The 24,681-nt window shown below is 38.9% G+C and carries 16 protein-coding genes; 4 read left to right on the top strand and 12 right to left on the bottom strand.

Going from position 1 to position 24,681, the window contains the following annotated elements; translation table 11 throughout:
* Positions 1-192: 192 nt before the first annotated feature.
* Together MCQ_RS04325 and pncB are read left to right on the top strand one after the other, a co-directional pair.
* Complete coding sequence (locus MCQ_RS04325; protein ID WP_006923767.1) at positions 193-8,769, top strand: glycoside hydrolase family 94 protein; 8,577 nt, start codon at positions 193-195, stop codon at positions 8,767-8,769.
* A gap of 131 nt (positions 8,770-8,900) precedes the next feature.
* Positions 8,901-10,205: a nicotinate phosphoribosyltransferase gene (gene pncB, locus MCQ_RS04320; protein ID WP_006923766.1), complete on the top strand. Its 1,305-nt coding sequence runs from the start codon at positions 8,901-8,903 to the stop codon at positions 10,203-10,205.
* A 412-nt stretch (positions 10,206-10,617) separates the two neighbouring features.
* Here the strand turns inward: pncB and MCQ_RS04315 are convergent, their stop codons facing one another.
* From MCQ_RS04315 to nth, 10 genes are all read right to left on the bottom strand, one after another.
* Complete coding sequence (locus MCQ_RS04315) at positions 10,618-11,004, bottom strand: YbaN family protein (protein ID WP_006923765.1); 387 nt, start codon at positions 11,002-11,004, stop codon at positions 10,618-10,620.
* Positions 11,005-11,399: 395 nt separating this feature from the next.
* Positions 11,400-12,305 carry a metal ABC transporter permease gene (locus tag MCQ_RS04310; RefSeq protein WP_006923764.1) on the bottom strand — a complete coding sequence of 302 codons (906 nt, stop codon included), beginning with the start codon at positions 12,303-12,305 and terminating at the stop codon, positions 11,400-11,402.
* Positions 12,302-13,168: a metal ABC transporter permease gene (locus MCQ_RS04305; RefSeq protein WP_006923763.1), complete on the bottom strand. Its 867-nt coding sequence runs from the start codon at positions 13,166-13,168 to the stop codon at positions 12,302-12,304. The genes MCQ_RS04310 and MCQ_RS04305 overlap by 4 nt, the downstream gene beginning before the upstream one ends.
* Positions 13,165-13,995: a manganese/iron ABC transporter ATP-binding protein gene (locus MCQ_RS04300; protein ID WP_006923762.1), complete on the bottom strand. Its 831-nt coding sequence runs from the start codon at positions 13,993-13,995 to the stop codon at positions 13,165-13,167. Before MCQ_RS04300 ends, MCQ_RS04305 begins: the two co-directional genes overlap by 4 nt.
* Positions 13,992-14,900 (bottom strand): metal ABC transporter substrate-binding protein, encoded by a 909-nt coding sequence (locus tag MCQ_RS04295; RefSeq protein WP_006923760.1) that lies wholly within the window; start codon positions 14,898-14,900, stop codon positions 13,992-13,994. The genes MCQ_RS04300 and MCQ_RS04295 overlap by 4 nt, the downstream gene beginning before the upstream one ends.
* A 259-nt stretch (positions 14,901-15,159) precedes the next feature.
* A complete protein-coding gene (gene pheT, locus MCQ_RS04290) occupies positions 15,160-17,574 on the bottom strand; it encodes a phenylalanine--tRNA ligase subunit beta (protein ID WP_006923759.1) in 2,415 nt (804 codons plus the stop codon).
* A gap of 31 nt (positions 17,575-17,605) precedes the next feature.
* A complete protein-coding gene (pheS, locus tag MCQ_RS04285) occupies positions 17,606-18,691 on the bottom strand; it encodes a phenylalanine--tRNA ligase subunit alpha (RefSeq protein WP_006923758.1) in 1,086 nt (361 codons plus the stop codon).
* 97 nt (positions 18,692-18,788) lie between these two features.
* On the bottom strand, positions 18,789-19,190 hold the full coding sequence (gene rplT, locus MCQ_RS04280; protein WP_006923757.1) for a 50S ribosomal protein L20: 402 nt from the start codon (positions 19,188-19,190) through the stop codon (positions 18,789-18,791).
* Between the two features lie 33 nt (positions 19,191-19,223).
* The gene (rpmI, locus tag MCQ_RS04275; RefSeq protein ID WP_006923756.1) at positions 19,224-19,427 is read right to left on the bottom strand and encodes a 50S ribosomal protein L35; all 204 of its coding nucleotides are present in this window, start codon (positions 19,425-19,427) and stop codon (positions 19,224-19,226) included.
* Between the two features lie 135 nt (positions 19,428-19,562).
* Positions 19,563-20,303, bottom strand: coding sequence for an endonuclease III (gene nth, locus MCQ_RS04270; protein ID WP_006923755.1), 741 nt, complete (start codon positions 20,301-20,303; stop codon positions 19,563-19,565).
* Positions 20,304-20,418: 115 nt separating this feature from the next.
* Between nth and MCQ_RS04265 the strand changes: the two genes are divergently transcribed.
* Positions 20,419-20,850 carry an Hsp20 family protein gene (locus MCQ_RS04265; RefSeq protein ID WP_006923754.1) on the top strand — a complete coding sequence of 144 codons (432 nt, stop codon included), beginning with the start codon at positions 20,419-20,421 and terminating at the stop codon, positions 20,848-20,850.
* 26 nt (positions 20,851-20,876) lie between these two features.
* Positions 20,877-21,128: a BQ00720 family protein gene (locus MCQ_RS04260; RefSeq protein WP_006923753.1), complete on the top strand. Its 252-nt coding sequence runs from the start codon at positions 20,877-20,879 to the stop codon at positions 21,126-21,128.
* A 1,648-nt stretch (positions 21,129-22,776) separates the two neighbouring features.
* Here MCQ_RS04260 and MCQ_RS04250 read toward each other — a convergent pair.
* Both MCQ_RS04250 and MCQ_RS04245 read right to left on the bottom strand, forming a co-directional pair.
* Positions 22,777-23,364 carry a transglycosylase SLT domain-containing protein gene (locus tag MCQ_RS04250; protein WP_006923750.1) on the bottom strand — a complete coding sequence of 196 codons (588 nt, stop codon included), beginning with the start codon at positions 23,362-23,364 and terminating at the stop codon, positions 22,777-22,779.
* A 112-nt stretch (positions 23,365-23,476) separates the two neighbouring features.
* On the bottom strand, positions 23,477-24,661 hold the full coding sequence (locus tag MCQ_RS04245; RefSeq protein WP_035007890.1) for a DNA recombination protein RmuC: 1,185 nt from the start codon (positions 24,659-24,661) through the stop codon (positions 23,477-23,479).
* Positions 24,662-24,681 lie beyond the last annotated feature (20 nt).

Here is a 24,681-nt window from a genome sequence, read left to right as displayed (position 1 = left end):
TAGTTAAAAAGTAAGGCCGCTCGTTTTTCTAGCGGCCTTTTTTATTCTTTAATATTTCCCTTCTTGATTCTTCAATGATCTCGTCAAACATTACAAATACTTCTAAATAAAAATAAAAAGCTTATTATAATAAAATGCCAAAAGCCCTTTGAATAAAAAAGAAACCGCATCATTTAATGACAATATAGTATTATGGCGCTCACAATATCTTTTATGAAATGTTTTTTTTCTCAAAAAACAAAATTCCGCTCTTTTGCTGAAACCAACTTTCCTATTCGTTCAAGTTATAAATCCGAAGAAGAACTTTATAAACTAGGCCATGATATAGCCTCTGGCAAAGAAATTTCACTTCCTGAATATGAAGGAGAAAATGATTTTCGTAGACGCTTGATCGAAAATGCCAAACTTATTCTTCATACTTTTCGCAGCAGTGATATTGCTTCCGATAACAATGAAACTATTGCACCCTCTGCTCAATGGCTTATTGATAATCATTATACAATTGATAAAACCATACAACAGCTACGCTATAACTTCCCACAATCCTTCATCAAACAACTTCCCCCTTATAAAAAAAAAGCAGAAATTCCACGTATTTTTGCTTTAGCCTGGCTTTATATTGCTCATACAGACAGCAGATTTTCACAAGAAACGCTCACTGCTATAGTCAATGGATTTCAAGAAATTGATAATCTTACAATTGCTGAATTATGGGCCCTACCTTCTGTTGTACGTATGCTGCTCATTGAAAATATTCGTCGTATTTCATTGCGGATTAAAGAAACACAGCATATGCGTCATCTCGCTAATGAGGTAGCCGACAAAATTGCTCTTGCGAAAAATGAAACCAAATTACACAGTCTTTTCACTCTTTATGAAGAATTAACTGCAGATTCGACTTTTTCAGCTCATTTATTCTACCGTTTACGAGGTGCATCTGTTGATTCAACAGTGGCATTAAATTGGCTTGAAAAACAATTGCATCATCAAAGCAGTAGTCCCCAAATTGCAACTGCTGATGAACATACCCGTCAAGCAGCAGATGGTGTAACCATGGGCAATATTATTCGTGCCCTCAAAACCATTGATGATGTTGATTGGACAGTATGGTTCGAACGCGTAAGTTCTGTTGACTTTATATTACGTGAAAAGAGTGACTTTTCTGAAATTGATCCCTATTCACGCAATGCCTATCGACAAGTGATCGAAACAATTGCGCGGGGTTCTTCTCTCAGCGAAGTTGAAGTCGCGTGTAAAGCTGTGGAAATGGCACATCTTGCCTCTAAATATAATTCTCATCATAACGGTTCCTCTATTGGATGGTATCTTGTTGACGATGGGCGTTATGCCTTTGAAAAAGCTTGTGGATACTCCCCATCGCTTTTCATGAAATGGGTACGTGCTTACCGTGGCTTAAAAATAGGAACGATTGCAATTCCTGTTTCTTTTTTAACGCTCGCTCTTTTATTGACAATCTATATTCTATTACGGACATCAGACTTAACACCGTTGAAGACTGTCCTTTTTACAGCCTTAGCAATTTTTCCTGCTATGGATGCTGCTTTTTCTTTCTTTAATACTCTTGTTTCATGGTTTGTTCCATCAAAACAGCTCATTGGTTATGAATATAAAGAAGGTATTCCCAAAAACGCGCGCACAATGGTTGTTGTTCCTACTTTAATTACATCACGTGATTCTATTGATGAGCAAGTGCGCAATCTTGAAGTGCATTATCTTTCTAATCCAAAAGGTGCTATTCATTTCGCTCTCATTACAGATTGGAGCGATGCTTCATTAGAAGAAACACAAGATGATCTTAATCTGCTACACTATGCGCAGAAGAGTATCGCTAAACTTAATCACCGTTATCGTCGTGATGATACCCCCCTCTTTTTTCTTTTACATCGTCGGCGTTTTTATAATGCCAGCGAAAAATGCTGGATGGGGTGGGAACGTAAACGTGGTAAACTCCATGAACTTAATCTCTTATTAAGAGGAGATAAAAATACAAGCTTCTATGCACCAGATCCACATCTTCCCATGGATTGCCGTTTTATTATGACTTTGGATTCAGACACACGTCTAACACCTGAAAGCGTCGCAAAACTCGTTGGAAAACTTAACCATCCACTCAACTCTCCTATTTTTGATCCCCAAAGTGGGAGAATTGTAAAAGGTTACGGCATTTTACAACCCCGTATCACACCTTCTCTCACCTCAGGAAAAGAAACATCCATTCTACAAAAGATTTTTTCTACCAATCGTGGCATTGATCCTTACGTCTTTGCTGTGTCTGATACCTATCAAGATCTTCTAGGAGAAGGAACTTTCACCGGCAAAGGTCTTTATAACATTGATACATTTGAAAAAGCACTGAATGGTAAAATTAAAGAAAATACTGTTCTCAGTCACGATCTTTTAGAAGGAAGTTATGCGCGTACCGCACTAGTGACTAATGTGGAAATAATTGAGGATTATCCAACAGCCTACAATGTTGATGTTAACCGTCATCACCGTTGGATTCGTGGTGACTGGCAGTTATTACCCTATCTCTTAAATTGGCGTAAAATTAGCCTTACCACTCGTTGGAAAATGCAAGATAATCTGCGTCGTTCCCTTACACCGCTTATGTGGCTCATCGCAGCAATTACAGGGTGGTCTATTTTACCGTTAAAGACAGCTATTGTCTGGCAAATATTCTTGCTGCTTAGTCTCTTTATCTCGCCAATTTTGGGCGTGCTTCAAATCATTATTCCTTCTAGCCTTAATCATTTTTGGTATGGGCATCTCCAATCAATTTTGAGCAAAATTGCTTTCACAGCAGCAGATATATTTCTTAAAACTACGTTTATTGCCTACTCAGCTTATTTTATGACTGATGCAATCATCCGCGCACTTTACCGGATGACGATTTCAAAACAATATCTTCTTGAATGGAAAACCTCCGCTGCAACAAAATCAATCCCTAACAGTTTAGAATTCTATGTCCTCGCAATGTGGCCAGCATCACTTATTGGGATTATCGCTGTAATACTGCCTATATTTTCATATTCCCCAGCAAGCTTTATTGCTCTGCCCTTTGGAATAACTTGGTTTTTCTCACCTCTCATTGCTTGGTTTGTCAGCCAACCATCAACATCTCAGGATACGCTTGATATATCTTCAGATGACAAAAAAATACTCCGACGTATTGCACGAAGGACTTGGCTTTATTATGCAACCTTTGTTAATGCAGAAAATAATCATTTACCACCCGATAATTTCCAAGAAGACCCTAAACCTATAATTGCTCAACGCACTTCACCTACAAATATTGGAGTTTACCTACTTTCCACTATCGCCGCGCGTGATTTCGGCTGGATTAGTTGTCAAGAGACAATTACACGCATCGAATGCACTTTAAACACTCTTGCAAAAATGGAAAAATTCCGTGGCCATCTGTATAATTGGTATGCAACTGATACACTCAAGCCTCTTTTGCCAACCTATGTATCAACAGTTGATTCAGGAAATCTTGCTGGCCATTTGGTAACACTTTCTTCTACTTTAAGTGAATGGGCCGAGACACCTCGCATTTTTTTGCAAAGTAATCTAGCGGGTTTATTTGATGTCAACGATATCCTTAAAGAAACGATAAAAGAAATTCCAGATGACCAAAATATTTTACGTCCATTACGCAAACGGATCGAAGAACGTATAGCCAATTTTCATTGCACTATTAATACTCTCATAGAAAACCCAAACACTATTCCTTTTCGCATCATTAATCTTTCACTTGCAGCCCGTGAGATTGTAGATTTAACCGCTAAATTCGATCAAAAAATTCAAACGGTAGAATCTGCTCGAGCACACTCCTGGGCCAAATGCCTCATAGAAACCTGCGAAGCCCATCATCATGATGTTAGCAGTAATTATGATACTAAAAAAATACGTCAAAAATTAAACACTTTAGCTACAAATGCACGGCAAATAGCTTTTGATATGGAATTTGACTTTTTGGAGCAGCCTGAACGGCAACTCTTATCCATTGGCTATCGTGTTCAGGAAAATAAGCTTGATGAAGGCTGTTATGACCTTCTAGCTTCAGAGGCACGCCTCTCAAGCCTTTTTGCTATCGCGAAAGGCGATATCAAATTCAAACATTGGTTTCATCTCGGCCGGTTACTCATCCCGATTGGTTGGAAAGGTGCTCTCTTATCATGGTCTGGATCCATGTTCGAATATTTGATGCCATCTCTCATCATACGTGAACCCTCAGGATCAATACTGGATCAAACTAATCGATTAATTATTCATCATCAAATACAATACGCCCATAAACGAGGATTGCCATGGGGTATATCAGAAGCCGCATTTAATGCTCGTGACCACTTAATGAATTACCAATATGCTAGCTTTGGAGATCCAAACCTTGGACTGCAACGCGGTTTATCGCGCAATGCAGTTATTGCTCCTTACGCAAGCCTTTTAGCAGCACAATATATGCCAAAGCACGCCGTAAAAAATTTAAAACGACTGCGTGATCTTGGAGCTTTAGGAACATATGGTTATTACGATTCTATCGATTTTACTCCCTCACGTGTACAAAAGGGGAAAAAATACGCCATTGTACGTAATTATTATGCACATCATCATGGCATGTCAATTCTTGCTATCAACAATATCATTTTTGAAGGGCAGATGCGTAATCGCTTTCATCGTGACCCAGTCATTGAAGCAATACAATTGTTATTACAAGAAAGAGCTCCAACTCAAATTCCTGTCATTCACACAAAAATTGCCAATCCTAAGCGCAATAAATCTCAAGAATTTGATAACGCTCCTACACGCATTATCACTAACCCACTTTTCAAACCCCGTGCAACTTTGCTTTTATCAAACGGTTTTTATTCTACAATGTTAACAGCTAATGGTTCCGGTTATAGTCGGTGGCATGATTACATGATCACGCGCTTTATTCCTGATATCGCTGAAGATCAACAAGGCACCTTATTCTTCCTGCGCGATACGCATAGTGGACGTTGGTGGTCTGCGACTAGTGAACCAACACGTGTTGCCGAAGAAGAAACGATCAGCATTTTTTCAGATGAAAAAGCTGAATATATGAAAATGGTTGATGGCATTAAATCAACACTTGAATGTCTCGTTACATCAGAAAATGATGGCGAAGGCCGACGTCTACAGCTTATAAATACAACCAACAAAGATCGCTTGATTGAAGTTACTTCTTATGGTGAATTAGCGCTCGCAACAATGGATACTGATTGCATCCATCCCATTTTTTCACGTATGTTTATAGAAACAGAAATTGTCGATTCAGGAGGGACAATTTTTGCTAAAAGGCGCAAACGCGCCCCTAATGATCCCGAGATCCATATCACCCATTTTGTTACCAATACAGCTGGCACTATCCCAGAAGCAGAATCTGAAACCGACCGTTCCCTATTTATCGGTCGTGGTCGCTCTATTTGCCGACCAGCTGCATTTGACCAAAATGCTCGTTTTAGCAATAGCCAAGGCTGCGTACTTGATCCAATCATCTCACTCCGCTGCCGTATAAAAATTCCTGCACATGAAAAAACTGAACTCATCTTTTGGACTTTTGCTGCTAATTCAAAAGAAACGTTGCAAAATCATATTAAACATTATCGACAACCCAATATGTTCCAGCGAGAATTTTCAATGGCATGGACACGCTCACAAGTTGCATTATATCAGAGCGGCATCCACCCTAGAGAAGCTATTACTTATCAAAAATATGCAACACCGCTTATCTATCCAGACCGCTCATGGCGTCTTCCTCCTGAAATATTAGCAAAAACTCTTGGCAAACAATCTGATCTCTGGCCAATGTCCCTTTCAGGGGATACCCCTATCTGCCTTTTAAGGTTAGATAATGAAATGGATTTAACTGTACTTCGTGAACTCCTCAAAGCACATGAATATTGGCGTACGCGTGGATTAATTATTGATCTAGTTATTTTGAATGAACAGGCATTTTCTTATATACAAAATACGCAACGCGCTATTGAATGGGTATGCGAATCCTACCGTCACAACACTACTGAAACTGATAAACGCCAACATATTTTTACCCTTCGGCGTGATCAGATGAATGAACAAAGTTTCAAGACACTTCTTGCATCAGCCCGTATTGTCCTTCATGCTCAAAATGGATCTTTGTCTGAACAACTCAAACGTATTGAAAATATTGATTCTAATCTGGCTGCCCACAATAGTCATCAAGAATTGAATAATAAATTAAACCACGGTAAATATAACAAAAAAAGGCAAGTAGCAACACCAACTGAACCAAACCTTTTTACTTCGATTGGTCTTATTGGCCAACCAAAACCCTCACGCCTTCCTGCTCATGGTAAAGATTTAAAGTATTGGAATGGTTATGGCGGTTTTAATCATTATAACCATTATGTCATACGTCTTAACGGACACACAAACACACCACATCCATGGATTAACGTTATTGCCAATGACCACTTTGGCTTCCATGTATCAGCTGAAGGTGCAACCTTCACATGGGCTAACAACAGTCGTGATTACCATTTAACACCTTGGTCAAATGATCCTGTTTCAAATCGCCCAGGAGAAGCGCTTTATCTTGTTGACCGCTTGTCTTTAAAGCGTTTTTCGCCAGTTTCTTCTGTCGAATGTAATGAAAATGTTGTTTATGAAGCTTGCCATGGTTTTGGATTCTCAACCTTTAAATCCATACATTCAGAAATCGCATTAGAACTTACCCACACGATCGATCTGAAAAAACCAGTTCGCCTTTCCCGTCTTATCATCAGAAATGAAGGGAAAAAACCACGAAGCTTCCGCCTTTATAATTATGTTGAATGGGTTTTAGGAAATATCCGTACAAAATACGCCCCCTTTATCCTTCCCTCTTATGATTCCAACCGTGGTGCATATTTTATTCAAAACCCTTATCAGATTGAAACACCTCAACAGGTCGCTTTTTTATCGGCATCAGAAATGCCAACCAGTTTTACCACCGATCGTCTTGAATTTATTGGCTCTACAGGAACAGTCAAGCATCCCCGTGCACTCCATCAAGCTAGAGCACTTTCAAATACAGTTGAAGCAGGCTGCGATCCTTGCTCGGCATTAGCTTATGATATTGATCTAGAACCTGGACAAACAAAAGAGATCATCTTCTATCTTGGCAATGCTCAAAATATGCAAGAAGCTGAAAAACTTTTAGATCAAATCCGTGTAAATGATTTTAACGTTCTGCTTGCACAACAAAAACAACAATGGAACGATTTTGTTTCCCCATTACAAATCAAAACGCCGGATCCTTCTTTCGACATTATGGTCAATCATTGGCTACCTTATCAAATTTATGCATGTCGTATCATGGCACGTGCAGCTTTTTATCAAGCCAGTGGTGCATTCGGCTTCCGCGACCAATTACAAGATAGCTTGTCTTTGCTATTACTCAAACCCCAGCTAGCACGACAACAATTGTTAAACGCTGCAACGCATCAATTTCTCGAAGGTGATGTACAGCATTGGTGGCTTCCTCATAGCAATGCTGGTGTTCGTACACACATTTCCGATGACATTGTTTGGTTAGCTTATGGTACTGCCCTTTATGTTAACACCACTGGTGAATACGACTTTCTTGATACTCCAATTGCTTTCATTGAAGGTCCTTCTCTAAAGACAGAACAACAGGATGCTTATTTTCAACCTACGCAATCTCAAAAAACAGCAACACTTTATGAACATTGTACTTTAGCATTAGATCTTGCCATCAAACGTTGTGGGCAACATGGTCTCCCTCTCATTTTAGGCGGTGATTGGAATGATGGCATGAATTTGGTAGGCATCAAAGGAAAAGGTGAAAGCACTTGGTTGGGGTGGTTTCTTGGTAACACTTTACAAGCCTTTATCACTCTTGCTCAAAAACGTGGCGACCATAACCATGCTAAAACATGGAGTACATACCTTAAACGTTTGAAGAAAGCTCTAGAAAAAAACGGTTGGGATGGCGCTTGGTATCGACGTGGTTATTTTGATGATGGGACTCCCCTTGGTTCAAAAACAAATGATGAATGCCAAATTGATACTATTGCGCAATCTTGGGCTGTTATTTCTCAAATGGCATCACTTAAGCGCCAAAAACAAGCAATGGCTTCAATGCTTGAACATCTATGGGATAAAAAAGGTGGCTTTATACGTCTTTTTTGGCCTCCTTTTGATAAAAGTACTCTCGAACCGGGTTATATAAAAGGTTATCCACCAGGCATTCGAGAAAATGGTGGTCAATATACTCATGGTGCCATTTGGAGCATTTTAGCGCTTGCTGAGATGGGCGAAGCAGACAAAGCTTATTCTCTATTTTCTATGATCAACCCAATCACCCATGGTCAAAATCCCGAGATTTATCGTGTTGAACCCTATGTTATGGCTGCAGACATATACGCCATTGAACCACGCCGTGGACAAGGCGGTTGGACATGGTATACAGGTTCAGCGGGATGGTTCTACCATGCTGCAATACAAGCCATTCTTGGGATTCAACGTCAAGGCAATCAATTATTTTTACGCCCACATTTACCCTCTTCATGGCCTGAATATGAAGCAAAAATGAAATTTTATGATGCTCTTTATACAATTAAAGTCAAATGGGGTTCCCAAAATACACTCATTGTTGATGGTAAAAAATGTGCTAAGCTTAATGCAGGAATAAAATTAAAAAAGACAGGTAAACATGAAATCATGCGCATTCTTAAATCTTAAAAACAGAAACAATAACAGACTTTTTTATTCTTGCTCAAAGCCACAGAGTTGTTATATCTCCTGCACTCCCTATACTGACCGTGTTGGTGCACAATGATTTTAGATTCTATGAAACTGAAAGAAAATGGATTATGAACCATCCAGATATTGCGAGACGTGTTTACAATCATACTTGGAAACTTGATCCTATTATTCGTTCACTTCTCGATACAGATTTTTATAAGCTTCTTATGGTACAGATGATTTGGGGACTTTACCCCAATGTAAATGTTACCTTCTCTCTCATAAACCGCACCAAAACAATACGTCTTGCCGATGATATTGATGAAGGTGAGTTGCGTGCTCAACTTGATCACGCTCTTAGTTTGCGCTTCACGAAAAAAGAGATGATCTGGCTTGCTGGTAATACATTTTATGGACGCAAACAGATTTTCGCACCAGATTTTCTTCATTGGCTTGAGAATTTTCAACTGCCAGAATATGAACTAACCCGTAAAGATGGCCAATACATCCTTCATTTTCATGGTCCGTGGACTCATAGTTCCATGTGGGAAATCCCCGCCCTTGCAATTATAAGTGAACTACGTTCACGAGCTGCTATGAAAAACTTAGGGCGCTTTGCACTCGATGTACTTTATGCTCGTGCTAAAGCAAAAATGTGGAGTAAAGTTGAACGTCTCAAAAAATTTCCTGATATTAAAATATCCGACTTTGGCACAAGACGTCGTCATTCTTTTTTATGGCAACGCTGGTGTGTAGAAGCATTAAAAGAAGGTATTGGCGATGCTTTTACAGGGACTTCCAATGTCCTTCTTGCTATGGATACAGATTTAGAAGCTCTTGGCACCAACGCACATGAATTGCCCATGGTCATAGCCGCTCTCACGAATAATGATAACGAATTATGCAAAGCACCTTATCAAGTCTTGCAAGATTGGAATCGTTATTATGGTGGAAATCTTCTCATTGTTTTACCTGATACCTTTGGCACAGAAGCATTTTTACGCAATGCACCAGATTGGGTAGCTGATTGGACAGGTTTCAGACCTGATAGCGCTCCACCCATTGAAGGTGGAGAACGCATTATCAAATGGTGGAAAGAAAAAGGAAAAGACCCACGCGAAAAATTATTGATTTTTTCTGATGCTCTCGATGTCAATACAATTGAAAAAACCTATCACCATTTCCATGGTAAAGTGCGCATGAGTTTCGGGTGGGGAACAGATCTTACTAATGATTTTGAAGGCTGTGCTCCCCAAGAAATTACAACTTTTGATGCTCTTTCCCTTGTCTGTAAAGTCACTGATGCCAATGGTCGACCAACTGTAAAACTTTCAGATAATCCTGAAAAAACCACCGGTGATCCTCAAGAAGTACAACGTTATCTCAATTTTTTCGGTAATGAAAATCATGTTGTCAAACCTATAAGGACTTAAATCATCAGCTAATTGTATGAAATTAAAAACAAACGACTATGAAATCAGTCACTGATCAATACCATGGCAGATAGTCTCACTCTTAACGCACACAAATAATATTCCCATTATATTATGCCCCATTACATTATGAATGTGATCATCATTATTAATCAAAGTGATTTTACGAACACTTGATTAAAGTGTCCTTTTATATATCCTCTCTGCTGTTAAAATCATTCACAAGCATATCATTCTTGCCAATGAACATGCAAATTTTATAATCCTCTAAAAAAGCTTATTGGGTGAATATATATCCTAATATGTGGATGTTATCCTAAAATTTGAAGACGAAAATTTATCTGTCAATAGCTTCAACAAACTCGCAAAAATAAAAAGAGCATTAGGATCATAAAATCTTTCATTTCTACACTTATGAAGATGGACGTGTCATAATATAAATGGCAATCAAAAGCAAAACAGCCATAACTAAGAAAGCAAGCCATAAAGCAGGATGTACCATCACTAGAAAAGATAAAAAACCACCTACCATACTCATTACAGCAAAAACTTTAAAAAATATTGGAATAGCCCGCTTTTCCTCCCATTGTTTAATAGGTTGACCGAAAATGCGGTGATTATGCAGCCAACTATGGAACCGTGGTGATGAACGAGCAAAACACCATGAAGCAACTAATAAAAAGGGCACGGTTGGCATAATCGGTAATACGATACCGATAATACCCAATACAACCATTACCCATCCCACTATAGAAGTGCAAATACGCAAAGAGTAAGATATTTTGAAATCTTTTTTCATCCTCTAGTGCTACTTTCCTTTACAAGAGACAATCATTATCTCCTTACTTTTCAAATGCTTTAGCGCACAACTCCTTCCCAATATCACTTCATTGGTAAGCATATTTTCGGTGATAATTTCTTCCAAAGCACAGAATAGGTTACGCAATATGATAATCGTTTGAAAATTTTCAAGTAAACAAAACAAATTTTTAAAAAAGCCCAAAATAAAAAGGCTGCAGAATAAATCAATGCAGCCTTTTAATCACGAATGCAGCTTCGGGGGGGAGAAAAAATGCTGCATCCATCTGCTAGATATTAGGAGGAAAATAATCTAGCGTTTTGCTGTCTATTTAAAACAAGCTTTAGAGACAACATACAAAAATGCATTGCTGTTATGCAATAATTTTTTCGCGCTTAAATTTCCTGAATTGCGATTCGACGAAAGAACATTGATATAAAAATGGCGATAAAGATGAGTGTTAAAACCAACACAATCGTAGAAGCAGAATCAGACCCAATGAATAAGCTCAGATAAATTCCTAAAAAACCAGAAATAGCCGCTACAAGCATAGCGATTACCAACATAAAAGAAAATCGCTTCGTGATAAGATAAGCAATTGCTCCCGGCGCTATCAAAAAAGAAATAACGAGAACAATTCCAACAGCTTTCAAAGCTGCAACGATCGTGAGAGAAATCATCGTTAAAAGGGTATAGTGGAGAACCGATATTCGTAATCCCATTGCACGACCTTGAACTGAATCAAAAATATACAGCATGAAATCACGCCATTTCGATCCTAAAATAAAAGTGACAATAACAGAAATTATTGCTGTCTGCGTAATATCAAGCCAATTAACACCCAAGAGATTACCAAATAGAATATGATTTAAATCTAAGCTACTATAAATAGCGGTTGCCAAAACAAGCCCTAAACCAAACATAGATGAAAAAACAACACCCATCACCGTATCCTGCTTGATACGGCTATTGCTCCCTAAAAAACCCGTTACAAGGGCACAAATCATACCCGCAACAAAAGCACCACAAGTAATCAAAGTCATCGTAACATTAGCCGGACGCACGTGTTCAAACCAAGCAAAGGGTAAAGAAGTTAAAAATGCTATCACCCACGGCGTTGCCATGTAACCAAGAACAACACCAGGAAAAACCGCATGAGAAATTGCATCACCTAAAAGAGCCCATCCTTTCAAAATAAGAAAGCAAGAAAGCATTGCCATTGGAATAGAAAGGATAGTGACAATAACCATACCCTTAAGCATAAAAGAAAATTGAAAAGGAAGTAGTAATTGATCAATCATGATATCATGACACCTTTTTTTGCCGCATTTATACGTAGGCGCGCAGCAATATACCCGTGTTTAGGAGCAAAGATAAAAGCAATAATAAACAGAAATGCCTGAAAAAGCACAACAACACCACCAGTTTGTGCATTCAAAAAATAACTCACATACACACCAAATACACTTGTAACGGTTCCAATCACAACTGCAATAAGCAAAATGTTTACAAAACGGTCACTTAAAAGATAAGCTGTTGCCCCAGGTGTCACAACAAGACAAATAACCAAAAACGCCCCAACTGTTTGCATAGCAGCAACGGTACAAGCGGCAAGTAGTGTGAAAAAGAGAATCTTTAGAAACTTTACGTTTAATCCAATAGCACGCGCGTGCGTTTCATCAAATAAAGAAACGAGGAGATCTTTCCACTTCACAAGCAATATAAGCAAAGAAAAAAAACCAATAAAAGCCAATTGTATAATATCTGATGAACTGACTGCTAAAATATTTCCCAAAACAATCGTATCAATATTAACAGCCATCGGTTTTAATGATTTGAGGAACAATCCAAAAGCAAAAAAGGAAGAAAAAATGAGACCAATAATGGTATCTTCCTTTAGCTTCGTCCGGTGGTTAAAAAAGAGCATCGCTGCCGCAGCAAGCCCACCGGAAAAAAAAGCTCCAAGTGAAAAAGGTAAGCCCAAAAGGTAAGCCCCTGCTACTCCAGGTACAATCGAATGGGAAAGTGCATCGCCAATCAAGGACCAACCTTTTAACATCAAAAAAGCAGAAAGAAAGGCACAAACACACCCCACTAATCCCGAAACCCACATCGCATTAACCATATATTGATAGCTCAGTGGTTCAAACAACCAAGAAATCATGCAACATGCTCCATATTTTGAGAATCTTCAAGAACGAGAGGCTGTTTGCCCCGTGTAAAAGCATCATTTTTTTTTGCACTTTGAAGATCAAAAATATGATGGTGCAAAGCTCCACCAAAAGTTTTCTCAAGATTTTCTTTTGTAAAGACAGTTTCAGTTAACCCTGAAGCCAAAACTGTTCCCTTTATTAAAACCGTATGATCACAAAATTCACGAACAGAACCCAAATTGTGGGTAGAAACCAATATCACAGCGCCTTCTTTACGCAGATCTTGTAACAAAGCAATAATTTTATCTTCTGTTGTAACATCAACTCCTGTAAATGGCTCATCTAATAAAATAGCTTTTGCCTGCTGTGCAAGAGCGCGTGCCAGAAAAACACGCTTTTTCTGCCCACCAGAAAGTTCGCCAATTTGACGCTTGGCAAATGCCAACATATCGACGCGTTCTAATGCAACACGCACAGCTTCATAATCCCGCACCCGCGCATAACGAAAAAAATTCATGTGACCATATCGCCCCATCAAAACCACATCTTCAACGAGAACAGGAAAATTCCAATCAACATCCTCACTTTGAGGAACATAAGCAATAAGGTTTTGCTTTAAAGCTATGTCAACGGGCAAACCAAACATACGAATTTTTCCTTTTGATGGTCGCACAAACCCCATAATAGCTTTAAATAACGTCGATTTTCCTGATCCATTCACGCCAATTAACGCCGTAATGGAACCCTTTGGGCTCTCAAAATTCACTTCACGCAAAGCTGTGTGTCCATTACGATAAGTTACTGTTACACCTTGAGCAAATATTCCAAATCCTGTCATTGACTTTTCACTCCATCTGATAAAGCATTGGTAATCCGAGTACTCGTAACGCGTAACAAATCAATATAAGTTGGTACCTCACCATTTTTCTCACTTAATGAATCAACGTAAAGAACACCGCCATATTTAGCTCCCGTTTCTCTCGCAACCTGTTTAGCAGGTGCAGGGGAAATAGTACTCTCAGAAAAAACTGCCTGGATATTATATTTGCGAACCATATCAATAACATGCTTCACTTGCTGCGGTGTTCCTTGTTGATCAGCATTAATTGGCCAAAGGTAGAGTTCTTTCAGATTAAAATCACGTGCCAAATAGCTAAATGCTCCTTCACTGGTCACGAGCCAGCGTTTGTCTTTTGGCAATACCTCCAGTTCAGCCCTGATTGGATCAATCATTGAGCGAATCTTCTGCTTATAAATTTCAGCATTTTTTTTATAAGTAGCAGAATGCTCAGGATCGTATTTTACAAAAGCATTGCGAATATTATCAACGTAAATCAAAGCTGAGGTCGGTGACATCCAGGCATGAGGGTTAGGCTTACCACTGTAAGGCCCTTCACCAATTTTTATCGGCACAATGCCTTCGGAAACAACAACACTTGGAACGTCTTTGATATTTTGAAAAAACTTTTCAAACCAAAGCTCTAACTCTAACCCATTCCATAATATAAGATTTGCCCCTTGCGCACGCATAAGATCGCGAGGCGTAGGCTGATACTCATGAATTTCTGCACCTGGTTTTGTAATCGATTCAACATCAGCAGCATCACCTGCTACATTGCGCGCCATATCAGCAATGATGGTGAATGTTGTAACAGCTTTAAATTTACCAGCACACAAAGCTAAATTGGGTGCAAAAAAAATAACACTTCCCAAAACTATGCTAAAAAAAAATTTTACATTCATTAATTCTCTCATTTATTGCTAATGATTTGCATTATTATTTAGCAATAGCAGTTATCCTTTAGCTTTGCAATGAAGGATTCTTACAAAAAAACAACTTTTCCACTTGCTTAAAAACATTTTGCTGATGACTTAAAGAAAAGCTACTTTGATAAAAAAACACATTTCAAGAAACTCTACAGATTTTGAATGCCAAAAAAATAAAGGAGCACTCAAAAAGTGCTCCTGTTTTATAAAATAATTCGATCGAAGACGATGATACTTAACGACGCAAATATGCGCCTGTCGTCTTGGTGACATTTTCTATCACCTTTAAAGCAAGCTCTTCTAAATCCTCATCGGTCAAAGTACGTTCAATAGGTTGAATAGTTAATTCAATCGCAATAGATTTTTTATCTTCGCCAATGCTTGAATCTTCAAAAACATCAAAAACCTGCACTGAATGAATAAGCTTTTTATCTGCTCCACTTGCAGCACGAACGATAAGAGAGGAAGCAACCGTCTTATCAACAACAAATGCAAAATCACGCCGTACCATTTGAAAAGGCGATAATTTCAAAGGAGAACGGCTTTTTGTTGCCTTTTTCTTTGGCTCTGGAATCCGATCAAAAAAAACTTCAAAACCACATAAAGGACCACTAACATCTAATCTTTCCAATGTAGCAGGATGAAAAACGCCAAAAAAACCAAGAATAATCTTTGATCCAAGCTTCATGACCCCTGAGCGACCAGGATGATACCAATCAGGCGCCCCAACCTCAATCTGCACCTTGCTGATATCCATCCCACATGCTTCTAAAACAGCCAATGCATCCGCTTTAGCATCAAAAACATCAACGGCTTTTGCATGACCACTCCAAAAGCGCCCTGCTCCTTCAAATCGTTCTGTTCCACGGCGAATTCCACCAGCAACGCGTTGTTGTTTATCCGGTGTATCACCTTCATAGATGTTAGAAACTTCAAACAAAGCAAGATCTGGAAAACCACGATCAGCATTTCGCTGTGCTGCCACAAGCAAACCAGGCAACAGAGAAGGACGCATCACTGACATATCTGCAGCAATAGGATTTATTAATTTAAGCTGTGCTTGACCGCCTCCAAAAGCAAGTGCCTGACTTTCAGAAATAAAAGACCATGTCACAGCCTCCTTCATACCACGATGTGCTAAAGCCAAACGAGCAATGCGTGAGCGAATCTGCGAATATGTTAAAACTTGATCTTTTCTCTCTGCAAAACTTTCTAACGGAATGGGTTCAATTTTATCCAATCCGTAAATTCTCATCACCTCTTCCACTAAATCTGCTTTACCGACAATATCGGGGCGCCATGTTGGCACTTTAACCGTTACCGCTTCTCCTTCCCCTTCGATACCAAATCCAAGCTGTGTCAAAATAGTAAGAGCTTGCTCACGCTCTATTTCCAAATGTGTCAAACGTTTAATTTCAGAAAAGGGAAAAGCGATTTGTTTGATTTCTGGCTGCTGATAACCAACAATCTTTGTCTTTGAAACTTCACCACCACAAAGACGTAAAACCAATTCTGTTGCAATCGCAAGCCCTTTTTCCATAAAAGCCGGATCAACGCCCCGTTCAAAACGATAACGTGCGTCACTAATAAGTCCTAATCCACGCCCAGTCTGCGCAATACTCTTTGCATCCCAAAGCGCGGATTCAATAATAACGCGTTGCGTCATCTCATCACAGCTTGTTCTTTCACCACCCATGATACCGGCAATAGAAACAACACCCTCTTCATCTGCAATGACACAATCATTAATACCCAAATTATAGATTTTTCCATTAAGTGCTTGAAGCTGTTCACCTTCACAACCACGACGTACACTTAAATTCCCCTTAATCTTATCAGCATCAAAAACATGAAGCGGACGACCAAGATCAAAAGTTATATAATTGGTCATATCAACCAACGCATTAATTGGTCTCAAACCAATTGCACTCAAACGCTGCTGCATCCATTGCGGCGATGCACCATTTTGAACATTGCGGACTTCACACCAAGCAAAGCCTAAACACAATGATGAATCTTTTGAAAAATCTAAAGAAACATGAAGTGGTGTTTCAAAAAAAGCGTCGAATTTTGGCAAGGATAACTCTTTTAAATGCCCAATTCCAGCCGCAGCAAGATCACGCGCAATACCACGAATACCTGTACAATCAGAACGATTGGGTGTCAAACCAATGTCAATTATCGGATCATCTAAACCGGCATAAGCCGCAAATGAACCTCCAATAGGAGCATCTCCTGGAAGCTCGATAATCCCATCATGTTCATTCGATAATTCAAGCTCCGCTTGTGAACACATCATCCCAAAACTTTCAACGCCGCGGATTTTGCCTACAGATAATGTCACATCAAGCCCAGGTACATAAGTGCCAGGCAGCGCAAGAACACCAACAAGTCCAGCACGTGCATTCGGTGCTCCACAGATAACTTGAATAGGCGTATCAGCTCCCGTATCTATGGACAAAATCTGTAATTTGTCTGCGTCAGGATGTTTAATTGCGGTTAAAACTTTTGCAATCACAAAACCTTTTAAAGAAGAACGGTCATCAACATGATCAACCTCAAGGCCTATAGCCGTTAGTTTATCACAAATTTCATCCAAAGATGCATCTGTCTCTAAGTGATCTTTCAACCAAGACAATGTAAATTTCATTTTAAAACCTCACATGAAAGCTATGACAAGATCACACATTTCTTAAACCAGGAAAAAAAGCAGGCATATCAAAGCAACGAAAGCCATAATGCTCTAACCAACGTAGATCAGCATCAAAAAAAGCCCGCAAATCAGGCATACCGTATTTCAACATAGCAACGCGATCAATGCCCATTCCCCACGCAAATCCTTGATACTCATCGGGATCTAAACCAACATTTTTTAATACCTGAGGATGCACCATTCCGCATCCTAAGATTTCCAGCCAATCGTCTCCTTCACCGAATTTTACTTCTGAACCAGAACGGTCACATTGAATATCTACTTCCATAGATGGCTCGGTAAAAGGAAAATAGGATGGACGAAAACGCATCTTTACAGAAGGAACTTCAAAAAAAGCTTTACAAAAAGTCTCATGGAGCCACATCATATGTGCAATGGTAGAGGTTTTATCAATCACAAGACCTTCTATCTGATGAAACATTGGTGAATGAGTAGCATCCGAATCCATACGATAAGTTTTTCCAGGAATAATGATGCGTATTGGTGCTTTTTGTTTTTCCATCGTACGGATTTGTACAGGCGATGTATGGGTGCGTAATAATTTCCGCTCTCCCGTTTTATCAAAATCAAAAAAGAAAGTATCATGCATTTCGCGCGCCGGATGACCTTCAGGAAAATTCAATGCAGTAAAATTATAATAATCTGTTTCAATATCTGGTCCTTCTGCAAGTGAAAAACCCATATTCGTATAAATGGCTATAATTTCCTCAATCACTTGTGAGATAGGATGAATACGTCCGCGTTCCATAGGTGAAGAACGAATAGGTAAGGTGACATCAACCGTTTCACTAGAAAGACGTGCATCCATTGCTTGACGCCTCAGAAGATCACGCTTTTGTGCCCATAATTCTAAAACGCGATTTTTTAATCCATTAAGAGCTGGTCCAACTTTATAGCGTTCTTCGGCACTCATTTTTCCTAATGTTTTTAATTTTTCAGAAATGCTGCCTTTTTTACCTAACGCCGCAATACGCACTGTTTCAAGTGCCTGTTCATCATTAGCTGCTTCTAGAGCTAAACAAATTTCGTGTTCCAGATGCTCAATATCGCTCATACCTTTTGCCTATTTTTCCGAATAAAAAAAACCCGCACCAGCAAATAACCAGTACGGGATCCTGAATAAATGAATGTTTTAAGAAAACACGACTGGCTTATTTGACAGCGCCTTCAAAAGCATTCGGCGTTGTATCTTTCAAATATTCCAAAGCCTTCTTTGCGGAAGCCACTAAAGCAGAGAACGCCACTGACTCGTGGACTGCTATGTCTGAAAGAACCTTACGATCAACCTCAATACCCGCTTTTGATAAGCCATCAATAAAACGCCCATAAGTTAGGCCTTCTGCACGAACAGCAGCATTTATTCTCTGAATCCACAAAGCACGGAAAGCCCGCTTTCTATTTTTACGATCACGATACGCGTACTGTTTTGAGCGATCAACCGCTGCTTTAGCCGCACGAATGGTATTTTTACGACGACCGTAAAAACCTTCAGCCTGTTTAAGAACCTTTTTGTGTTTAGCGTGTGCTGTCACACCTCTTTTTACACGTGCCATTTAATATTCTCCTAAAAATCAAAAGCGCAAGGTTTATAAACCATTCGGCAAATAATACTGAATAACTTTTTGAGAATCTTGTTCGCACAAAACCATCGTTCCACGCGCGTCACGAATAAATTTATTCGAACGCTTAATCATGCCATGGCGTTTGCCTGCAGCTGCTACTTTAACTTTGCCTGACGCAGTGATTTTAAACCGCTTTTTAGCGGATGACTTGGTCTTCATCTTGGGCATTTTGCTACTCCATATCTCATAATTCAATCAAGCTGACCAAAGCTTGAAAAAGCATACTAGCAGCCACGGCATGCCCTGCCGGGCGGCTCTAATAGTGTTTTCATAAGCCACTATACACAAAATAGCAAGTCCGTATCAAAAAAAAATTGGAGTTCCATTACCTTGAACTTCAACCAAAGGTGCTGGAATTGAAGTTGTTTTAATTGCTGCTTTACAGAGATCAGCAATAATACATTGCGTACATTGTGCTTTACGCGCTTGGCAAATATAACGCCCATGTAAAACAAGCCAATGATGCGCATAACGAAGATAATGAGCCGGTATAATCTTTAGAAAATTTTTCTCTACAATTTCTGGTGTTTTGCCGGGCGCTAAACCAAGACGGTTTCCAAGGCGGAAAATATGTGTGTCCACAGCTATAGTAGGCTGCCCAAAAGCAACATTCAAAACAACATTTGCAGTTTTTCGCCCTACCCCAGGAAGTGCCATAAGGTCCTCACGTTTATCAGGCACTTGACCGCCATATTTGTCAATTAAAAAACTGCAAAGCGCATACACATTGCGCGCTTTGGCACGCCAAAGTCCAATTGTACGAATATGACGTGCAATCTCTTCTTCTCCTAATGCAACCATTTTTTCCGGTTGATCAGCAAGGCGAAATAATGCTTTTGTCGCTTTATTAACACTCGTATCTGTCGCTTGAGCTGAAAGAACAACCGCAATTAAAAGAGTAAAAACATTGGTATAGATAAGATCACTTTTCGGAATCGGGCGTTGAACAGAAAAACGGCGAAATATTTCCGCAATTTCGTCTTCTCTATACAATATTTTAGTAACCCTTTTTGCCTGTGACAAATTTATTGTTTTATGAGTCATTGAACTCTCTCATCTTTCCTCTTGAAGTTACCACTTACACTTGCCATATGAGAGGGATGTAACAAACGCTTTTTTAGAGTTTGGTCAAGTAACCGCTTCGAAGAGGACACTCACAATGACAGATGTGACGCCTTTCTCCAATCCCCTTCTTTTAGGATTTGAAGCGGTGGAGAAAATATTGCAACGTATTAGTAAGACTGATGAAAGCTACCCAGCCTATAACATAGAGCGTTTGCACAAAAACGATGACGCAAACTATATGCGCATCACTTTGGCTGTTGCTGGATTTAAAGTCAACAATCTTAATATCTTGCTCGATGGCAATCAACTGATCATTCATGGTAAGCAAACAAACAGTCAAAATCATCAGTATTTATATCGTGGTATAGCTGCGCGGCAATTCCAACGTACCTTTATTCTTGCAGAAGGAATGCACGTCACAAATGCCGAGTTGAAAAATGGTCTTTTATCAATTAACTTACATCAGCCAAAGTTAAAAAAACAAACGAAGCAAATTCCAATTAAAGTCGGTAGTGGTGAGTCATAAGAGTTAAGGTGTAAAGGAATAATGAAATGGGAGAGCATAAACAACACTTGTCATTGCAAGATATAACCCATTCTGATAAGGGGCAAATTGCTTATTTAAAAAAGGTTTGTACAGATGATCTGGCGAAAAACTTTCCAGATCTTCCACCAATGACCCCAGGTATTACAATATGGGCTCTTTTTGGTGAAACAGGTTATCCGATCATTTTATCCGATGAACGCTCTATTGCTCTTGCAGGAGCTAATGAGCATGAACTAGAAATTGTAACTTTGCACTAAGTTTGTGCACCTCATTCTCTTAAGCTATAGGATGATTAAAGGATAGGCTAGCGATCTCATAAAATAAAAAGCTTTTTTATCTAATCGCCAGAAGATATATCTGAAATGATTGATTCTATTGAATAAACCTTCAATAGTGTAGTGTTTTTTTAAGGTTTTTATCACTGTTTTGCTGTATTTTCTTGTTTGAGCAGAAAAGAAGGACAGAGATGCAACTTTACTTTCTCATCTCTTCTTCATGTATTGAGACATAACCTTTATCAACACACTGTGTATATTTTCATTCTCTACGACAAGCGGAGAGGCTTCTGTCATATCACTTCGGTTCCTTAGAGTAGAATAAAACGTAAAGATCGCCCCTGAAGCATCCACCACAGCATGACTCTTCGTGGTAAATCTTGCTTGTGTTTCTTTCCAATGTCTCCACCCCTTATGCTAACCTTATCTATAGCTTCCAGCACAAGAATGAACCTGAGCAAAGGTGGTATCAATCCTCATAGGCTTCTGCATCATAACCTACAGTTCTTGGAAAAATCTTGCAAAACTGTATGTGAGATCCCTTTCTGACACTAGGATTTATAAGGTTTAGGGATGATAGATAACTTACCTGAGGACAAAGGGACAACTCATGTCATTGAGCTTGGGTTTTTAAACACTGTAAACGCTTTCAACAAAACAACGGGAATGGTTATAAATCCTCATGCGTATCACAGCAATTTACCTTCAATAAACAGTAAATCTTTTGCTAATCCGTCTAGTTGATGTTACACTTTTGTTTAGTAACATTGCTGTTCTTTACATCATGCTATTAGAACAAGATATTGATTTGTAAAAATAATTTATTATTTAGATTGAATTAGCCCCCTCGAATACAATAAGATTTTCTTATTTCAAACCGTTTTATATTGAATCAATCACAGCCATTCCCTTGCATATCACAAGCAAAGTTAGTATATGAATGAAAAACGTTTAAGAAAGGCATAAAAATGCCTCTTATGAACCGTCTCAATGCAAAAGAAATCACAACATTGAATAGTATGATGATGCCGTTTTGCACCTTCATAAGTGCAAAGATGCTAGTGCAAAACGGTTTTTGCGCTATACTCTTTAACGAGCGCCGTTTTGAAATGGGCGTGGATAGATTGAGAGATGTTTCTATTAATGCAACGTTCCCAGCACCCTACCTTTTACCTGAAATTTTAAAAGGGTACAGAATCTAGATTGACTCACAAAAAACAATTCCTGTTTTAAGAATTATAGCTCTTTTCAATCAAGAAATACCGTTGCACTTAACCTCAAACTTTTTTGTGACATGTCATCAATCTTTTCAACAGCAAGATTCGCTCTTTCTTCCCCTTAAAAAAGGAAAAATCTTTGCTGATCAATTTTATTGGAGGTACCTTTTTGTTAGGCTTTTATGTTGTCTTATCCCTTGAGAACATATTTTCTTTCAAACAAAGTTTTTCATGAAAACGTTCTTATCATAATGCTCTCAAATGCCATTGCAAAAGCTTCCTATTTCCTAGACTTAACTTAATTTGCGCAACCAGAAAAATCATACCTTTCCATTCAAATCAGGAAAATTTCTGCACTCGAATTAATCTCACAACCAATCTAATTTTTGATTTAAATATTTTCACAATCCCCTTTAACGCCACCCACATACTCTTAATTGCTGTTCATAGTTTCTAGATATTCTTGCCATACGCTTTGCTGCCTGTGCAAGTGCTGCCGTTACATAACCTTTACTTCGTGCATAAGCACCATGCCCCATATGATAATTTAAATAAAGACTATAGGCATCATCAAATCTCACACCATTACGCTGAACGCTTTTACGATGATACCAAGCAACAAAATCAGCGGCATCTGCAAAATTAGTACGCCATGCAAAAGACCTTCCTGTGGAGCGAAGATACATTTCCCATGTACTGTCTAGCGCTTGAGAATAACCATACGCTGTCGAACGACGTTTCCATGGAATAAAACCAAGAAGCTTTTTGCGTGGAGGACGTGCATTATGACGAAAACTTGACTCCATGTTAATGGTTGCAAGAATAATAGACATGGGGATCCCATGGCGCATTTCCGCATTCTTAGAAGCTTTTCCCCAATTATCAAAAAAACCATTTTTTTGCGCTAAAATAGCACAAGCATTGTTTGTATATGTAGGAGGACTTGTTGCACACCCCCCTAGCAGAAACACCAATGCTCCTAAAAACAAAAGGTGTTGCATATTTTCTCTTCCTCTTTGATCTAGAAGATAAAATGAAACGTAAAAGTACTAAAAAATTCTTACCAATCAATGAAGAATATGATCACGCTCTCTATGTATTAAGTGTGTTATCTTACTCTTCATCAATTAAACGCAATGTTTGCGGCTGAACAGAGGTTGTGATTGACGCTGATTCAGAATTATCCTCTTTTAATTCAAAAGCTTCAATACGATTAGCCCTTTTCATAATTTTAGAAGATGATGTTAAAATCCCTTCAATATCTTCACCCGCTTTGTAAAAATGCTTCTGTAAAGCGCGAACACGTATATCCATTCGTTCAAAATCTTCCATTAATTTTGCTACTTCTGACTGGATCAAATGTGCTTGCTCACGCATCCGTGCATCTTTCATAATAGTTTGTACAACCTGAATAGATAACATTAGTAAAGATGGTGATACAATAATCACATGCGCCCGATTAGCTTTTTGTACCAATGGTTCAAAATCTTCATAGATTGTTGCAAAAACCGATTCCGATGGCACAAAGAGAAAAGCGGTGTCATGTGTTTCTCCAGGAATTAAATATTTTTGTGCAATATCACGAATATGCACATCCATATCGGTACGAAACTGACGTTCTGCCTCCTGACGTTGTTGTGGTGAAGCTGCCTTATGCATCGCATTCCAAGCTTCCAAAGGAAATTTAGCATCAACAACAAGAGAAGGAGCTTTATTTGGCATATGAATGAGACAATCCGGTCGTTTTCCATTTGAAAGAGTCGCTTGGAAAGCATAGGCGTTAGATGGTAAAGCATCTGCAATAATTGCTTCCATACGTCCCTGACCAAAAGTACCGCGCGTTTGCTTATTGTTTAGAATAGCCTGCAACTGAACAACCTGTCCCGTAAGTGACTGAATATTATTTTGCGCCGCATCAATTACCGCTAAACGTTCTTGTAAACGATTCAAATTTTCATAAGTAGACTTGGTCTGCACCTGAAGAGTTTGGCCCAAATTGGTTGTCATCCCATTGAGTTGTTCACTGATAGATTTATTTAACTCCGCTTGTCTTTGACCAAAAATTTCTGCCATCGTCTGCATTCGGCCTTGCATTTCGGCCTGTGTTTTTAGCAATGTAGCCATTTGCATTTGTGCCTCACGGGCGCGTTCCGCAATTTCACTTTCCAAAAGTGTCTTTTTTTGATGAGATCGTATCAACATAAACAATGCCAAGCAGATGAATATAAGCAAAAGCAAAGCTATCAGTTTAGCAAAAAACTCATCAAAGGGCATGAAAGAAAAAAACGAATCAAACATGAAAAGTAATATAACGCTCT

The sequence above is a fragment of the Candidatus Bartonella washoeensis Sb944nv genome (assembly GCF_000278135.1).
GTDB lineage: Bacteria > Pseudomonadota > Alphaproteobacteria > Rhizobiales > Rhizobiaceae > Bartonella > Bartonella washoeensis.
The sequence above is the reverse complement of the archived record's forward strand: the minus strand, read 5'-3'. Positions and strand labels throughout refer to the sequence as shown.

Bases quoted from the DNA above. Each gene is read 5' to 3' on its own strand.
- MCQ_RS04305 (WP_006923763.1), bottom strand. From the start codon at position 13,168: ATGATTTCTTGGTTGTTTGAACCACTGAGCTATCAATATATGGTTAAT.
- rplT (WP_006923757.1), bottom strand. From the start codon at position 19,190: ATGGCACGTGTAAAAAGAGGTGTGACAGCACACGCTAAACACAAAAAG.
- MCQ_RS04245 (WP_035007890.1), bottom strand. From the start codon at position 24,661: ATGTTTGATTCGTTTTTTTCTTTCATGCCCTTTGATGAGTTTTTTGCT.
- pheT (WP_006923759.1), bottom strand. From the start codon at position 17,574: ATGAAATTTACATTGTCTTGGTTGAAAGATCACTTAGAGACAGATGCA.
- MCQ_RS04260 (WP_006923753.1), top strand. From the start codon at position 20,877: ATGGGAGAGCATAAACAACACTTGTCATTGCAAGATATAACCCATTCT.
- MCQ_RS04310 (WP_006923764.1), bottom strand. From the start codon at position 12,305: ATGATTGATCAATTACTACTTCCTTTTCAATTTTCTTTTATGCTTAAG.
- pncB (WP_006923766.1), top strand. From the start codon at position 8,901: ATGAACCATCCAGATATTGCGAGACGTGTTTACAATCATACTTGGAAA.
- MCQ_RS04325 (WP_006923767.1), top strand. From the start codon at position 193: ATGGCGCTCACAATATCTTTTATGAAATGTTTTTTTTCTCAAAAAACA.
- MCQ_RS04265 (WP_006923754.1), top strand. From the start codon at position 20,419: ATGACAGATGTGACGCCTTTCTCCAATCCCCTTCTTTTAGGATTTGAA.
- MCQ_RS04300 (WP_006923762.1), bottom strand. From the start codon at position 13,995: ATGACAGGATTTGGAATATTTGCTCAAGGTGTAACAGTAACTTATCGT.
- rpmI (WP_006923756.1), bottom strand. From the start codon at position 19,427: ATGCCCAAGATGAAGACCAAGTCATCCGCTAAAAAGCGGTTTAAAATC.
- MCQ_RS04295 (WP_006923760.1), bottom strand. From the start codon at position 14,900: ATGAATGTAAAATTTTTTTTTAGCATAGTTTTGGGAAGTGTTATTTTT.
- MCQ_RS04315 (WP_006923765.1), bottom strand. From the start codon at position 11,004: ATGAAAAAAGATTTCAAAATATCTTACTCTTTGCGTATTTGCACTTCT.
- pheS (WP_006923758.1), bottom strand. From the start codon at position 18,691: ATGAGCGATATTGAGCATCTGGAACACGAAATTTGTTTAGCTCTAGAA.
- nth (WP_006923755.1), bottom strand. From the start codon at position 20,303: ATGACTCATAAAACAATAAATTTGTCACAGGCAAAAAGGGTTACTAAA.
- MCQ_RS04250 (WP_006923750.1), bottom strand. From the start codon at position 23,364: ATGCAACACCTTTTGTTTTTAGGAGCATTGGTGTTTCTGCTAGGGGGG.